This window comes from Actinomadura rubrisoli (assembly GCF_004349215.1).
Taxonomy (GTDB): domain Bacteria; phylum Actinomycetota; class Actinomycetes; order Streptosporangiales; family Streptosporangiaceae; genus Spirillospora; species Spirillospora rubrisoli.
Genome location: NZ_SMKU01000228.1, coordinates 1 through 14,952, shown reverse-complemented (window position 1 = coordinate 14,952; position 14,952 = coordinate 1). Strand labels below are relative to the sequence as shown.

General features: G+C 68.8%; 19 protein-coding genes. 4 read left to right on the top strand and 15 right to left on the bottom strand.

From position 1 onward, the window contains the following. From E1298_RS31955 to E1298_RS31910, 10 genes are all read right to left on the bottom strand, one after another. Positions 1–258, bottom strand: a 258-nt coding sequence (locus tag E1298_RS31955) for a hypothetical protein (protein ID WP_131899906.1), incomplete at its 3' end; no start/stop codon positions are given. 262 nt (positions 259–520) lie between these two features. Further along, positions 521–712 carry a hypothetical protein gene (locus tag E1298_RS31950; protein WP_131899904.1) on the bottom strand — a complete coding sequence of 64 codons (192 nt, stop codon included), beginning with the start codon at positions 710–712 and terminating at the stop codon, positions 521–523. Positions 713–825: 113 nt separating this feature from the next. After that, a complete protein-coding gene (locus E1298_RS31945; RefSeq protein WP_279499316.1) occupies positions 826–1,407 on the bottom strand; it encodes an acetoacetate decarboxylase family protein in 582 nt (193 codons plus the stop codon). 97 nt (positions 1,408–1,504) lie between these two features. Further along, positions 1,505–3,034: a prenyltransferase/squalene oxidase repeat-containing protein gene (locus E1298_RS31940; protein WP_165975781.1), complete on the bottom strand. Its 1,530-nt coding sequence runs from the start codon at positions 3,032–3,034 to the stop codon at positions 1,505–1,507. Positions 3,035–3,104: 70 nt separating this feature from the next. Beyond that, entirely contained in the window at positions 3,105–4,454 is a 1,350-nt protein-coding gene (locus tag E1298_RS31935; RefSeq protein ID WP_131899898.1) for a protoporphyrinogen/coproporphyrinogen oxidase, read from the bottom strand. Next, positions 4,447–5,412, bottom strand: coding sequence for a terpene synthase family protein (locus tag E1298_RS31930; protein WP_131899896.1), 966 nt, complete (start codon positions 5,410–5,412; stop codon positions 4,447–4,449). The genes E1298_RS31935 and E1298_RS31930 overlap by 8 nt, the downstream gene beginning before the upstream one ends. A 563-nt stretch (positions 5,413–5,975) precedes the next feature. Then, entirely contained in the window at positions 5,976–6,425 is a 450-nt protein-coding gene (locus E1298_RS31925) for a hypothetical protein (protein WP_131899894.1), read from the bottom strand. 78 nt (positions 6,426–6,503) lie between these two features. Next, entirely contained in the window at positions 6,504–6,716 is a 213-nt protein-coding gene (locus tag E1298_RS31920) for a hypothetical protein (protein WP_131899892.1), read from the bottom strand. After that, positions 6,713–7,129 (bottom strand): hypothetical protein, encoded by a 417-nt coding sequence (locus tag E1298_RS31915; RefSeq protein WP_131899890.1) that lies wholly within the window; start codon positions 7,127–7,129, stop codon positions 6,713–6,715. Before E1298_RS31915 ends, E1298_RS31920 begins: the two co-directional genes overlap by 4 nt. Continuing rightward, positions 7,126–7,383 (bottom strand): hypothetical protein, encoded by a 258-nt coding sequence (locus E1298_RS31910; RefSeq protein ID WP_131899888.1) that lies wholly within the window; start codon positions 7,381–7,383, stop codon positions 7,126–7,128. The genes E1298_RS31915 and E1298_RS31910 overlap by 4 nt, the downstream gene beginning before the upstream one ends. Before the next feature lie 178 nt (positions 7,384–7,561). On the opposite strand from E1298_RS31910, the gene E1298_RS31905 reads away from it, so the two are divergent. Next, on the top strand, positions 7,562–8,836 hold the full coding sequence (locus E1298_RS31905; protein WP_131899886.1) for a helix-turn-helix domain-containing protein: 1,275 nt from the start codon (positions 7,562–7,564) through the stop codon (positions 8,834–8,836). Between the two features lie 515 nt (positions 8,837–9,351). Here the strand turns inward: E1298_RS31905 and E1298_RS31900 are convergent. The 5 genes from E1298_RS31900 to E1298_RS31885 form a co-directional block, all read right to left on the bottom strand. Beyond that, positions 9,352–9,969: a nucleoside triphosphate pyrophosphohydrolase family protein gene (locus E1298_RS31900; protein WP_131899884.1), complete on the bottom strand. Its 618-nt coding sequence runs from the start codon at positions 9,967–9,969 to the stop codon at positions 9,352–9,354. 115 nt (positions 9,970–10,084) lie between these two features. Then, on the bottom strand, positions 10,085–11,119 hold the full coding sequence (locus E1298_RS31895) for a radical SAM protein (RefSeq protein ID WP_131899882.1): 1,035 nt from the start codon (positions 11,117–11,119) through the stop codon (positions 10,085–10,087). Between the two features lie 32 nt (positions 11,120–11,151). After that, positions 11,152–11,646, bottom strand: coding sequence for a Fe-S cluster assembly protein HesB (locus tag E1298_RS31890; RefSeq protein ID WP_131899880.1), 495 nt, complete (start codon positions 11,644–11,646; stop codon positions 11,152–11,154). Further along, the gene (locus tag E1298_RS48595) at positions 11,643–11,816 is read right to left on the bottom strand and encodes a hypothetical protein (RefSeq protein ID WP_165975780.1); all 174 of its coding nucleotides are present in this window, start codon (positions 11,814–11,816) and stop codon (positions 11,643–11,645) included. Before E1298_RS48595 ends, E1298_RS31890 begins: the two co-directional genes overlap by 4 nt. A 59-nt stretch (positions 11,817–11,875) precedes the next feature. Next, positions 11,876–12,223, bottom strand: a complete 348-nt coding sequence (locus E1298_RS31885; protein ID WP_131899878.1) for a dTMP kinase — start codon at positions 12,221–12,223, stop codon at positions 11,876–11,878. A 444-nt stretch (positions 12,224–12,667) separates the two neighbouring features. On the opposite strand from E1298_RS31885, the gene E1298_RS31880 reads away from it, so the two are divergent. From E1298_RS31880 to E1298_RS31870, 3 genes are all read left to right on the top strand, one after another. After that, the gene (locus E1298_RS31880; protein ID WP_131899876.1) at positions 12,668–13,246 is read left to right on the top strand and encodes a hypothetical protein; all 579 of its coding nucleotides are present in this window, start codon (positions 12,668–12,670) and stop codon (positions 13,244–13,246) included. Between the two features lie 87 nt (positions 13,247–13,333). After that, positions 13,334–13,738, top strand: a complete 405-nt coding sequence (locus E1298_RS31875; protein ID WP_131899874.1) for a nitroreductase family deazaflavin-dependent oxidoreductase — start codon at positions 13,334–13,336, stop codon at positions 13,736–13,738. Positions 13,739–14,154: 416 nt separating this feature from the next. Next, positions 14,155–14,820 carry an alpha/beta fold hydrolase gene (locus tag E1298_RS31870; protein ID WP_243725936.1) on the top strand — a complete coding sequence of 222 codons (666 nt, stop codon included), beginning with the start codon at positions 14,155–14,157 and terminating at the stop codon, positions 14,818–14,820. Positions 14,821–14,952: the final 132 nt, after the last annotated feature.

Genomic DNA, 14,952 nt, shown 5'->3' with positions numbered 1-14,952 from the left:
CTCCGCCCCGAGCCGCTCCAGCCGCTCCTCGTCGGCACCCCCGAGATCGTCCTCGGCCAGCCCGGCCGCGCCGGCCACCAGCCGCCGCACCGTCGCCTCGTCCGCCTCCGGCAGGGCCTGGGCGGCGGTGGCCTGCGCCTCCCCCACCAGCCCGACCCCGGCCAGCTGCTGGACCAGCCGCGCCAGCGCCTTCCCGCCCGGAGGCCGCCGTGCGGGACGACCGGCCACCGTCCGGCCCTCGTCCTCGTGCCCGCGCATGACCGCACCTCCCCGCTGCCACGGAAGGACGCCGTGGCGCTCGTCATAGGCGCTCCTCGTCCAGCGGCGACCGCCGCTCCCCCGAACGAGCCGCACCTCAGGGATCGCACTTCCGGCGACCCACTGTCAACGCACCACTGCTACGCGTGACGGCCGAAGGCACCGAAGCGGCACATGGGACGAACGGGGACTGTCCGGTTACGGACGGCGATGACCACACATGGCCAAGTGACAAAGCCCCACTTGACCAGCCTTTTTACGATCACGCGTCCTCGGGCGGCCGCTCCGGGTCGTCCTGCTCGCCCTCGGAGGGCTCTTCCTCGGGCTCCTCGGACTGCTCGGGCTCCTCGGGCTCCTCGGGCTCCGGGAACCGGGCCGCCTCGAACTCCCGCAGCCGCTCCGCCGCCCGCCCTCCCGGCGGCTCAGGCGCCGCATCGTCCGGCCGACGCACCATGACGTCCTCCCCACAACCAGGAACCCCCACCGTACGCCCGCCAAAGCGACCCTGGATGCGGTCCCCTCGCGCTCTCCTTCGGAGACCACCTCGGCATTCAGGAGAACCAGAAACTACGCAAGATCGCGGACACCCGCCGCGCCGGATTCTGCGGCCACGCCGAGGGAACCGAGCCGTTTCGGCGGGCAGACGGTCATTCGGAAGGGCAGCACGGCGATACCCGGGCGGGCGGTGCTCCGGCTCAATCGGGGAAGGACATCGGCCCATTCGGTCACTGACATGGCCGCCCGGTGTACGGGACCGCGGAGATGGCCGACGAAGTACGTCAGGTCTCCGTCGAGCTCACCGAATCCACCGGCAATGGCTGGAAGAGCCGGTCGGAGTCCGGTCGGCCGGCTGAGGTTCAAGGCGGCGATCGGGCCCGTTTCGGCTCGGATCCGTACGTGTTCCTTGGAACGGTCACCGAACCAGGAGAAGGCGGCGATTCGCTTGGGGATTCCCCAGATGCGGCGGCCGCCCCAGAGGGACGCGGGGTCGTCGACCCAGATGTGGTGCGTCCACAGGCCGACGCGGTGGGCCCGGCGCACCACCGAGGCGACCATGAACTCGTCGTAGCGGAGGGTGCCTTCGCGGTACCGGATCAGCATGAGCGCGAGGTGCCGGGTCGAGATGAGCGGTACCAGTGGTGGGGGCACCCGTGGCGGCTGGTCGGTCGCCAGCAGTCCGAACCACAGCTGTCCGCGTGAGTACCAAGGTGCGGGCGGATAGTCGGTGTGTGCGGGTTCGCTGAGGTCAGTCACCGAAAACGGTCTCCTTCGCACGCCTGTCGACGTCAAGTGCCGAGGGTTCAAGCCGCGTGGTGAGGTGGCCGATGGCGAGCAGGGAGAAAGTGTCGGCGAGGAGCGGCACGCGGAAGACGAAGGGCCGGGGGCCGATCGAGTCCGGGAAGGAGTCGATGCCGCCGTCGGCCTGCTGCTGTTCGATGAGATAGCCCGCCCCGGTCGCGGCCGGTTCCGGGTCGTCTTGGTGGCACAGCGCGATGAGGGCGTACGCAGTGCTTATGGCGTCGCTGGGGGATCCGGTCTGCTGCCCCCAGCCGCCGTCGGCGTTCTGGGTCTCCAGTACGTGGCGCACCGCGCGGTCGGCCATCCGACGGGCCTTGGTGGAGCGATCGGCGGCGAGCACGACGCGGAAGAGGGTGTGCAGCCGGCTGGCGCTCCAGTCCGGGTCGAAGGTCCCGTCGTCGCGCTGCCGGTCGATCAGGTAGTCCAGGCCGGTGGCGCGTACCCGCCCATAATGCTTCGGCCGGATCGACAGGGCATTCATCGCGGCGGCGGTCATGCAGGGTTCGGAGGGAGTCCCCGCGATGTAGGTGGGGAAGCCGCCGTCCGGGCCGCGTACCGAGATGAGCGAGTCCAGTCCGCGTGCGATGACGGCCTGGTGCGCGGGTGCGTTCAGAGTGTGCAGGAACTCCAGAGCCACCGAGGTGTCGTCGACGTCTGTCTGCTCGGCCCGATCAGTGAACGACCAGCCGCCACCGGGCTTCTGTTTCCCGGCGAGGGCGGCGGCGAGGCACATCAGGTACTGCCGGGAGGCCCCGGCGGAGGCGAGGGCGATTCCCGCGGTCGCGGCGCACCAGGTGTCGACGTCGGTGACGAACGGGAAGCCGCCGTCGTGGCGTTGGTGTTCCGCCAGTTTCGCCACACCGAGCGCGACCACGTCGTCCATGCCTCCCATCCCGGCCAGGGCATGGAGCACGGACAGATGGATCAAGATGTCGGCTTCCCACACCCAGGGCCGCTGCTGGGTGGCCAGCAGCAGCCGCACGTCGTCCTGGCCGATCAGCTCCCGGTGCCGGGTCGCGGTGGCGAGGATGACCTTCACGGCGGTGACCTGTACCTCGGCCCAGCGGTGCAGTCCGGTGGTCGAGAAGGCGGCCGGATCGAGCGGTGCACCGCGCGGCGGCGGCGCTCCGCAGGCCGTGAAGATCGCCTCAAGGGTCGCGCGTTTTCGGGTGCCGGTGAACTGCGGTGCCTCGGTGATGATCCGGTCGATGAGGTCGGGGTCGCGTTCGCGGGCGTCGTCGAGGACGATGGTCGCCAGGAGCCGGTCGAGCGGTTCGACGTAGCGGCGCCGGTGATCGAGGTATCGCGCGAGGCGTTGCGCCGCGACGGAGCTTCCGTACCGGCGCAGCAGGGGCAGCGCGAGCGCCGACTCCAGGACGCGGCTGTGGCACGGCTCGTGCAGCGTCCCGTCGGGCGCGATGCGTTCGAGGAGGCGGACGCGCAACCGGTCGCGGGCCGCGGGAAGCTCGGCGGGCATGGAGGAGATGGGCCAGGCCGGCCGCCGGGAAGTGACCTCGCGGATACGCACTACTGTCTCCCTTCGACGCTCATCGGCGGAACAGCGCGGTGACCCGGCGGGCGGCGCGCTCACCGGAGCAGACGCTGCCATTGGTGGTCGAGTGCGCCAGGTAGTCGCCCCCCGCGAACTGGATCCGCGGGCCGGCGCCGAGGGCACGGGCGGCGCGGGTGATGGCGCGGTACTCGCCCGGACGGCGGATGACGGTGCACGGGGACACGCGGAGCACCTCGGCCATCGTCGCGCTGCTGGTCAGTTCGGGCAGCACGCCGAGGCGCTCGGTCGCCTCCAGCGCCCGATCGATGACCTTGGAGTCGTCCAGGCCCCAGTTCCGCGTCGACCAGGTGCCCCGGAAATGGGCCATGACCAGCCCGGTCCCGGGCGGGACCCGGTCGGGCGCCTGGTTGTGCTCCATCACGTACGCGACGAGATCGGGGTGCTCGACCCGCGGCACTTGGAGCAGCAGGCTCGGCTCGGCGGTGGGCCGGTCGAGGCCGAAGGCGACGTGGACGCTGCGGGAGTACTCCATGCCCTCGAACAACTCCCGCAGTGTGGGGTCGAGGCGGTCATGGAGTGCGAGCACGTGCGGCGGCGGTACCGCGACGACGCACGCCGCTACCTGCTCGGTGTGCTCGGACTCTCCCGGCCCGGTCCACGTGACGGTCACCTCGCCGCCGCGCTCGGCCACCGAGGTGACCTCCGCGAAGTGCCGCACGTCCAGATGCCGGGCCAGCCCCCGCGGCAGGAAACCAACCCCGCACGGCGAGGTGAAGGATCCACTGCCGGCGATGATCGTGTTGAGGTAGCAGAAGGCGCTGATGATGGACGCCCGCTCCGGCTCGGCGAGCGCCGGTCCGGCAACGAACGGCGCCAGCAGGTACTCCAGCGTGTCCGGGCGCAGTCCGCGCCGTGTCGCGTACTCGCGAACGGATTCGAAGTCCAAGGAGGCCGCGCCGGACATGTCGTCCCAGTCGAGGACCCGGCGCGCACGCAGGAAGTCCGCGCCCACTTTGAGCAGATCGGAGGGAGCGAGTGACCGGAGCAGGGGGCTGCGCGCCAGCCGGGCGCGCGGGACCGCCTGTATATGCCGTGCCGTCCCGTCCCGCACGATCCCAAAGACCGGTGAGGCCGGTCTGACCTGGTCGGCGAGCCCGGCGTCAGCGGCCAGCCGGAGCATCTCGTGGTAGGACGCGAGCAAGAGCGTCGCCCCGACGTCGACGTGGAAGCCGTGGCGTTCGACCGTGCTCATCCGCCCGCCGATCAGCTCGGGACCCGACCGCTCCAGCACGGTGACGGCGAAGCCGTCGCGGCGGAGCCGGAAGGCGGCGGTCAACCCGGCGATTCCGGCGCCGACCACGATCACGCGCGGGTGATCACTCATGGTCCGCCACCTCGTACCGGCCGGTCTCGACGCTCCAGTCGCGGCTGCCCCGCATGAGGTGCTCCAACCCTCGCGCGTAGCGAGCCGCACCGGCCCCGCCGCGATGCCGATCGGCTGCCACGAACCGTTCCCGCACGTCCAGATAATCGCTCAGACGCCGCCGCAGCCACTGGTCGGCCACCTCGACCGCGTCCGGGATCGAGCGACGCCCTCGAACGGCCAGTACGAAGACAAGATTGTGCTGTTCGCCGGCTTCCACCTCCTTGCGCAGCGACAGGATGTCGTTGACCGCGCAGGCCACGTCGGCGGCCGTCCAGCGCAGCTCGCTCCACAAGGCCGCGGATCGGATCCCCTCGGCCCCGGAGTCGAGTTCGACGAGATCGCTCAGCACCCCCCAGCCCGAGGTCAGCCGACGCGCGGGGACGTACGCCTCCAGAGCGGGCACGCCGTCAGTGCGGGCGCCGACCTCGTCGCAGATGGCGGTCGTGAAGTCGCGCAGGTCCGCGGCACACCGGGACCACCAGCGCGGACCGGCGATGTCCCGGATCCGCGGACACCAGCGGCACAGCCAGCGCGGCAGCGGGTCCTCACCCCTTTCCCCCGCAAGGACGCGGACGACACCGTGGCGCAACCGCTCGGCGCACGCGGGGTCGCCGCCGGGGCGGCCCGGGTCAAGGTGATCGTCGACGAGGAACAGCCACAGCACCGCCTCACCGATCAGATTCAGCAGGGGCTCGGGCGCGGCCGGGAACATCCGCCCGACCAGCCGCTCATAGCGTCCGGATTCCCAGGCGGGCAAGGCCGCCTCCTCGATCAGCCCGGAGTCCCCGATCCGGCGCCGAAGGTGAGCGGCGAGCCCGTCCAACTCCGGGTTGCAGCGGGACGGGAAGGGCAGATCGAGCAGCGGCGGCCGCGGACTCGCCGACCTGGTCCCACCTCGTCGAACTCCGGGCGCCATTTCACCACCTCCTGGCGGAGTCGCGGCCGCCTTGATCCCTGCCACCTCGTGCGCCGCCGGCCATCTTCTGGACGAGCCGGGGGGCGACCGCTCTGTGGTGTCGGGATACCGGAACCTCACCGGCTTAGTGGCGAATCGCTCTCACGACCCCTGCGGACCATGACCATGGCTGCCCGCGGAACCGCTCGCCTGCGGGGTCGTCCATCGCCCCACCCTTTGCCCCGGCGCCGGACCGCAAACGCCACAGCCGCCCCAAGTACGTCGCGCTTTCCAGCGATGTCGCGCTTCTAGCCGGTACCAGCAGAAACTGAACACACGCGGCGTGTCACTGGCCATTCAGTCCTCCCCGCCGTTCTAGAGCCGCCCACCCCCCGTCGGCCTGGACGGTGACGAGATCGCGGGCGCCGAGCCGCGAGGCCGGCATCCCGACCGTCCTGCCCGTCCCCGACCCGATCTCCAGGACGGAGCTGATGTTGGCGCATGTCCGCCGGTGGGTGTCATGGCCAACGACGTGGGCGAACCTGCTGTGCATGTCGGCCTGCCGGGGGCGACGACGAACTGGATCAAGCAGACGTCCAGGGCGGCCTGGTCGATGCGTATGCCGCCGCGGCCAACGGCCCCAGCCGGGCGTCGATCGCCGCACACGCCCCGGCGAGATCGTGGCAGGGCGCCAGCGGTTCACCGGCCGAGGAGATGAACCACGGCACCCCGCCCACGCCCGGCTTCACCCACACGCTCTCGCCGACCCCCGGCAGCCCAGCCGCAACCACCCGCAGCAGCGCGGGCTCCTCCTGATAGCGCGGGGACACAGCCCACCCGGCGGCGGCCAGCACACCGGCCAGGGCATCCAGATGATCGACCGCCGTCACCGGCAAGGCGGCGCGGCGGCCGGGGACGCCGACGTCGCCCCCGGCCGCCGCGCCAGGACGCAGGACCTCCGCCTCTCCGGCCGTGGAATGCCGAGCGGATAGTCCTGCGAGGAACAGGCGGGCGCGAGAGACCGTCGCGCGCACTCTCCCGCGCCCGCTGGGGACGACACACCGCAAGACGGCGATGCGCAGCGCCGTCCCCGGCCTGAGAAGCCAGGGCACCTAGACCGCCGCCCGCCGCAGATACCAGTCGACGGCGACCGCCAGCGCCTCCGCGCTCGGCGCCTCCACCAGACGCGGGCCGTACCGCGACGGCACCAGGGCCCACCACATCTTCGTAGCCTGTCCCCACCACGTGGTGATCGCGGCGGGGATGCTCGGGGGCGCATCCCGGACGGGCGGCAGGTCGAGCACAGTGTCCACTGACCGGTTCATGCCCGATCCCCGAAAGACGCCAGGACGGCATCGACGGCGGCCAGCGGGTCCTCGATCGGGCCGATCACCCGGCCACCCGCCAACCAGCGGAACAACCCCAACCGGCAGGTCAGCATCTGCGTGCGCCCTCCCGGCCCCGTCGCGGTCAGCGTCGTGTCATAGGCCGTGGCCGTGATCCCGCACTTGCGCAACTCGACCGCCAGATCCCGCAACGCCAACCGGGCATCAACCCCGGCCGCCTCATGCAGCAACTCGCGCAACAGCCCCGCCTCATCGGCCCGGACACCCAGGAACCCACCGTGTCCAGGCGGAACCAACCGCGAGGCACACCACCCCAGCCCGTCCTTCACCTCCACCACCCAGCCAGGAAACTCCTCGATGAGGCCGCGCCACGCTTCCTCCGGCCCGCTCACCGCGCACCCACCGCACCGTCGACGACCTCACGCAGCTTGGCGCGCAGCTCATCCGCCGTGTCCGCGTCCAGCTCGGTCGGCACCCATGAACCGAGCAGCCGACCGTCCAGCCGGGCATGCCGGACGGTCCGCACCGCCCACCAGCGACCGGTATCGGTGGTGTGAATAATGTTCCATCCGCCGAACTCCTCCCGGAGTGCGGCCTTTTGATCCACTACAGCGTCCGCTCCAGACGGTTGCTGCACCTTGCGCATAGCCGGCCCTCTTTTTCGATCAGGCCCCGGATTCCCTGGCGTTAACTCACCGGCCGGGACCGTCTTTTGTTTTCACCCGCCATGCAAGCGATGTCGCGGCTACCGTGGGAGATGTTTAAGGTTGTCCCCCCAGGTCGGGCAACGATTCCCCCCTATCAGGACGAAACGGTGGAATGCGATGACCTTCAATGAAAGGCTGCGCGAGCTCATGGCAGAGCGCGGCATCGGAGTACGTGCACTTGCCAGGAAGGTGCCGTGCAATCCCGGCCACGTATCGAAGCTCTGCCACAACATCAAGAGGCCATCCGACCAGCTCGCCGAACGCCTCGACACCATTCTCGACGCGGGCGGCGAACTCGTCGCCCTCGCCCAGGCGGCCGACCGAACCCGCAGCAGCGAACGGAACACATCCGGCAAATCAGGCGTTAGCGTGGAAGCCTCGACACAGCCACACGCATGGGATGACGTCTTGGAGCGCCGCACGCTGCTGCAACTCGCCGCGCTGGGGATGGGCGCGAGCGCTCTCGGCCCGACTGGGGAACCGGTCCGTCAACTACTCGCCTTGATCCTCGACAGCGAACCCCGCGAACCCGACGACTGGAATATGACCCTGTCGGACCACCTGCACGCACTCCGCACCCGGCCGCCCGCACAGGTCAGCACTGATCTATTGGTCGATCTCTTCGCGATCCAACATCAGTTGCAGAGCGCTGACACCACAGACAAGACCGAGCTACAGCGCGTGACCGCCGCGCTGTCCATCTTGCACGCGAACGCGCTCACCCGCCTCGGCGACCACGGCGCCGCGATCCACTGGTCCCGTACCGCACGCGCCGCCGCAGACGCCTCCGACGACCTCGATCTGCGGATGATGGTCCGCTGCGAGGAGGCAGGGTACGGCCTTTACGGACAGCGCGACGTGGCCACTGTGCTGCAACTGGTCGACAATGCTGAACGGCTCATAGACGACACACGATCCTTCTGGCGGGCCGACCTCGCCGGGACCCGGGCCAAGGCAATGTCCCTGCTCGGCAGGCACGACGAAGCCAGACAGGCACTGAACATCTTCGTCGGCTACGACGGAGACGACGCCCGCGCGAGCATCATCCCTGCGCTATGGACCTGGAGCCAGGCTTCCTTCGCCAAGAGCTGGGTGTACGCGCACGTGGGAAACGAGATCGAAGCAGACAAGGCCCGCGAGGAAGTTCTTACTCGGACTCGCGACTATCAGTACGGCGCCAACGTCCGCCTCCACGAGGCTCTGTGCACCGTGGTCAACGGCGGAACCGATCGAGGCGCCCGAGAGGCTTCCGAAATCCTAGCCGCACTGCCACCCTCCCAGCAAAGCCACATGATCACCGAGACGGGAAAGGCCGTCTTGCGCGCCGTCCCCCGCGAACGGCAAGACCGTCCGGCCGTCCGAGACCTACGGGCGATCATCACGAAAACCTGACCAGCAAGAGCAGACAGCAAAGCTGACAGGAGGCCAGAGGCACTCACGCGTCGGCCGTCATTGACGAACCTATGCTTGTCGCAGGGTCGATCCTGGAGCACCTTGTACGGAGGGTCGAAGAGCGACGGAGCATGACCCCGCCCGGTCGACACCACCAGGGTGACTCGGCGTACGGCTGCGCGGATCTGGTTAAGGACGCCGGTCACGACGCCTCTGCGGCCAACTGCTCTCCGCGAGCTCGCTTTACGTCTGGAATGTTGTCGAAGGCGGCCGATAATGATCAACGGTAACCAATTGCACCGCCCGGAAGGACACGGGTTCGATTCCCGCTAGCTCTACGAGCCGCAATGCTTCCCTAGGAACGATCCCAGACCCCGAGAGGATTGCGGCCGCTTGGACAGGCGCCACATTGCGTCCCATTTAGGCGTCCTGCGCAGGTACCGCACGCGGTGAACGAAGCCGACGGCCAGTGATCTCGATCCCGACCGGGCGCGATACCTCGATCGAGGCTTGGGTTAGCGCCATTCGCGGGTGTCGTTGTGCTTCTCCTTGCGGCGGAAGGCGTCCTCCAGGTCGATGCCGTAGCCGGTGACCACCGAGGCCAGCAGCGTCAACCCCTCAGTGGCCGCCGCACCCAGCTCTGCAGCGTTCCCGGCCGCTGGTGCGATGCTCGTGACGGCGACCGCCGAGCACAGCCGGCCGATCTGGGCGACCAGCAGCAGGGAGCGGATTTCCACGGGCCACTGCCCGCACTCGGCGTCGCGCTTGGCCACATAGTCCTGTAGATCGCGCAAGGACGTCACCGCCGGCGGTGCCGTCCGCTGACCGTGGAGGTGCTGGCGGGCGAGCTGATCGGCGTAGGCCCGCTGCAAGTCGATGTCGAAGCGGTTGATCACCGCGACGAGCATCAGCAGCGCGTCGACCGCCTCTGCCCCCAAGTCGTTGACGCGTCCGGTCGGGTCGGTGGGCTGACCTTGGAGCTTGCCGACCGCCCGGCATGCCTCGCCGAGTTCCTCGACCAGCTTGAGAGACTGGTCAGCGGCCGACCGGCCGGAGAAGCCGCGTGCGTCCTCCAGCCGGATCACGTAGTCCTGGACGTCGCGCAGCGATGCGCCGAACCGCAAGGGTTCCATGCGAAGTCACCCTGTTCCTGATCACCGTGAGGCCGGTGAGGCTGACGGAGTGGACGACGCTAGCAGCCGATCACGGGTGCCCGCCGGACTTCCCGGGGCCGTGTATCAACCGCGGCTATTCCACGACCACCATGGTTCGTTCCAGGTATTTGTCCAGGTGTTCTCGCTTGTACGGGTACGCTGCCCACAGTTGCGCCGCGGTCTGCTCATGCAGGTTCCCGAACGGCACAATGCAGTCGGTTTCCTGCCACACCGGGGAGGCGACGGCACGGCCGTCGGGCTCGATCAGAATCGCGTGCCCGGCGCCGATCCTCATCCAGTCGGCGATGGTGATGCGCGGCAGCCAGCCACATTCCTCTCGCTCAACCTTGAGGAACGCCTCCAACTCGTCCAGTTCCTCGCCGGTGGTGAAGTTCTCGAACAGGTTCCGCGAATACCCTTTGGGGATCGTGGTCAAGATCTTTATCTTCTTCGCGCCGAAGACATCGCCGGTCTGGGCGATGTAGTGAATCTTCCGCTTGTTGCGGCCCAGGTAGACGCAGATCACCGACAGCGGGATGTCCTCTTCGGCGACGCGTCGCAGGCCCCGGATGACCATGTCGTAGGTGCCGCGGATCCGGTCGTGCTGGGCGCGCGGCCCGTCCACGGTGATGTCGACGTAGTCCACCAGATCGCGCAGCCTCGCCGCACCGTCTCTGGTGATCATGGAAGCGTTGGTAGACAGTACGACCTGCTCGAACCGGGACTGACAGTACGTCAGGACCTTCCAGAAGTGCCGGTAGCGCATTGGCTCGCCGCCGGACAAGATGATCCGCCGCATCCCCGACAGCTTGTCGAGCATTGCCAGGACTTCCTCGTAGGAACGGGTGGCGACGCCGGGTGGCTCAGAGCAGTACGCGCACGAGAAGTTGCAGTCGCGCGTCAACTGGAACGTCAGTGACAGGGGCCGGTCCATCTGGTCGACCAGCGCGTCGGTCCTCTCGCCGCCGGGTGCCTTGAAGCACTGCGCCTCGGGATCGAACACCAGCGTCGGCAGGGAGCCCGCTGGCGGTGTGTAGCCGCTGTGCCGGTGGCTGGTGGAGCGGGACAGCGGGCGGGTCTTCGGAACACCACCGCTTGGGTGGGCTGGGGCGGCGGACGGCTGGGGCATGATTGTGCGTCTTTCCAGGACGGGGGGATCGGTCAGGTCATGAGGACCTGCCGGAGGCGTGGGCAGGCGGCGAGGGCGCGGGCGGTGAAGCTGCCGCCGTCGGCAAGTGGCAGGCCGTAATGGTCGCGCAGCAACGCGACGGCGACGTTGGCCTTGTGCACACCGATTCCGGGCAATGTGGTCAGCCGCTGCGCCAGGACCTCGGCGGACGGATGGTCGTCCCACAGCGCGGCCGCGCGGCCACCGTGCTCGGCCTGCAGGCGCGCGCAGACTCCGATGACGCGGGCAGCCATGGTGGCCGCGAACGGGTGGACCGCCGGCGGCCGCCGCATCATCTCCTGCAAGCGGGCCGGGTCGGCATCCGCCAGGGTGGCGACGTCCAGGCCACCGTGACGGTCCGCCAGTCGACCTGGCGCCGACCAAGCGAGCTCGGCACGTACACGCTGGTTGAACAGGACGCCTAGGACGAACGCTAGGTCGCCGCCCGGTACGTCCAGATCCGGGAGAGGCAGGTCGGTAGTGTTCATGTGGCCGCCCCGGTGAGACGCATGCACAGCCACTCTACGAACTGACGGGTGTCGGTCATCGTGGAATTATCGACCACCCGGGCCGGGACACCCTGCGTTTGCATCAGCTCGGCGTAGCGCAGGTACGCGTCGGTCTCGGCGGCGGCATCGCTGTTCTGCAACCGGGTCACCGCGCCCCGCTGGGAGCGGCGGCGCCGCAGCTCAGTCTCCCCGACGCGCAGCACCGCGTTCAGGTCCGGTCGGCGTTCAGCTCCTCGATGACGTCGTGGGGCACTCCGTCGAGGCTGTGGAACACCAGCGACGACAGGAGGTACCGGTCGCAGATCACAATGCGTCCGGCGGCGAGCGCCGGTCCGACGACCTCGGTGACGTGGCGGCGCCGGTCCTGCGCGATCGCAGCCGCCAGCTCCACACCCCGCAGCCGCTCCTCCGAGTCCAAGTCGAACGCCGGCGTCGGCTCCTTGGTCAGCACGGGAGACACCGGCAAGTCGCACAGCCGGTCCGCCAGGACGGCCATAAGGGTCGTCTTCCCCGCCGCCTTCGGCCCTTCAACGGCGATGAGCTGACCGCCGGGCACCGTCCACCTCCGCTCGATGCAGGAGGGCACTGCTGTTGGACTGGGATTCTCTCTCGTGCACGGATTTCGGGTCGCTAGCGTGGCAGCTAGTTCGCAAGAGCGGTGAAGTCTCCCGAACTACCCATCGCAGTAGCAACTTGGACTTATACGGCGATGGCCCGCCCGGACAGACAGGTCTAATCCATTAGATCGGTGACTTCTTGGCGTCGGAGGCAGCCCGACGTCGTCAGGCGACGCGTGTTCGTCTGGCCTGTCGAGGGCTGGGTCCAGAGTCCCTTATCGTCCACTTTGGGTGCTGTCTAATCGATTAGATCGTGCTACCGTCGGCGCTGGCAGCATGAGGACGAGGGCCGGGCCGGACGGGCACGAGCGCGCGTCGTAGGGCGTGTCGGGCTTGTGGGCAATGCACCGTGCTCGACCAGCGGAGACCACCAGGGAGGCGGGATGGCGCTGCTCGACGAACTGCACATCCGACTACGCTCTCTCGATGATCAGGAAGAGGGGATCCGCCGCGAGCGTGCGGCCGTGTTGCGCGCCTTCGTTCGCGCCGCGGGCGGTGTGACCGAAGCGTCCGGGTTGCTGGGGATGGATCCGCGGACCGTGGTCAAGCTCCAGCGCTTGGACGAGATCGCCATGATCGTGTATCGCAGCGGGGGTACGGGGACCGATCCGGAGGGCCGCGTCGGCGAGCGCCAGCGTGAGGCCGATAGCCGGTGGTGGCGGGTGGCGAGGGCCAGCCGGCCCAAGATCCGGCTGCTGGTCGTCGTCGACCGCGGAATCGTCCGCCGGATCTGGCCCGTGATGGACACCCCTCGCTGGGACGAGAACGAGGCCGGAAAGGTCGCCCTGCCGCTCGGGGAGCGCCCGCTCACCTCGGAGGAGGTGGCCGAGCACTACCCGGATCTTGGAATCGCCATCGGCGACGAGCGGCCGATTCGGAAGGGCCTGCTCCGTGAGCACGTCCCTGTCGACGGCGCGCAAGCCCACCGCATCGTCCTCGCGATCCCACGGTCCCGGATCTGAACCGCGACGTCGTTCTAGCAGGGCGGATTAACAAGCGGGCGGCGTGCGTTGCCGCTAGCGTGAAATTCACGCTAGGAAAGAGGACCCATGCTGTTCGGTGACGAGCACGTGCGCCGCTACGAGGAGACCAACGGCGAAGTCGGGCACGATTGGGAGAAGGGCGCGCCCATCCTCATCCTGACCACCAAGGGCCGTAAGTCCGGCGAGGACCGCAAGTTCGCGTTGATCTACCAGGAGCATCAGGGCGACCACGTGATCGTGGCGTCCAAGGGCGGTGCCCCGGTGCACCCGGGGTGGTACCTGAACCTGCAGACCAATCCCGAGGTGCGGGTCCAGGTCAAGGCCGACAAGTTCACCGCGCGGGCGCGCACCGCCGAGGGCGCCGAGCGGGCCGAGCTGTGGTCGAAGATGGCCGCGGTGTGGCCGGACTACGACGAGTACAAGAAGAAGACCGACCGCGAGATCCCGGTGGTCGTGCTGGAACGGGTCTGACGACCCCCGTCGGGTGATCGCGGACCACGGCCGCTGACCTGCTCTCGCAGGTCAGCGGCCTTTCATTCTTTGAACCCAACAGCGTTCTGCTCGGAGTGATCATTCCGCTCTGTGCGCGCTCGAAGGGGTCCCGCCGTCTGCGGACGTCCCGAACCGTCGGCAACTGAACTCTTGAGTACAGCAGTAACTATCCTGTACAGTTCAGTTCAGTTCCTAAGGGACGACCCCGATCCTCTGAGGAGAAGACCGATGACCTCTGCATCGAGCACCCACGTGACGGTCCAGACCCTCCAGGTTCCTGGTGCACGCCTGCACTACGAGGTGCGCGGCCAGGGACCCCTCGTGGCGCTCGTCGGCGCCCCCATGGACGCCGACTCCTTCGCGCCACTGGCCGACCTGCTCGCGCCGACTACACGGTGCTCACCACCGACCCCCGCGGAATCAACCGCAGCCTGCTGGACGACCCTAGCCAGGAGTCCACGCCCGAACTGCGCGCCGATGACCTTTCCCGGCTTCTGGCCCACCTGGACGCCGGCCCGGCCGTGGTCATGGGGTCCAGCGGGGGCGCCGCCACCGCGCTGGCCCTCGTCCAGACCCGTCCAGAACAGGTCCGCACCGTCATCGCTCACGAGCCGCCGGTGGTCGCCCTTCTCGACGACCGCGACCAGATCCACGCGCAGACCGACGAGGTCATCGCCACTTACCTGGCCGGCGATGTCATCGGCGCCTGGACCGCGTTCATGGCCAACGCCGACATCGACGTTCCCGAAGGCGCGCTGGAGCACATGTTCGGTGGCGAACGCGAGCCGCAGCAGGTCGCCGACGAGCGCCGCTGGTTCGCCCACGAACTGCGCGCGACCACCCGCTGGCGCCCCGACCTGGACGCTCTCCGCTCGACCGCGGCCCGCATCGTGGTCGGTCTCGGCGAGGACTCGACGGGCCAGGAATGCGACCGCACCTCCAGGGCCCTCGCCGCGGCGCTGGGGATCGAGCCCACCATGTTCCCCGGCGATCACACCGGTTTCGCCCAGGACCCGGAGAAGTTCATCATCCCGCTGCGCGCGGTCCTGCGGGCCTCATAGTTGATCTAGGCGGTGTCTGATAAATGATCGTGTTGCGGGTGCTGGTCCGGTTGGATGATCGTCTGTGGTGCGTGGTGGTGAGTTGACTGATCGGGCGTGGGCGCAGCTTGAGCCGTTGCTACCCGCTGCCGG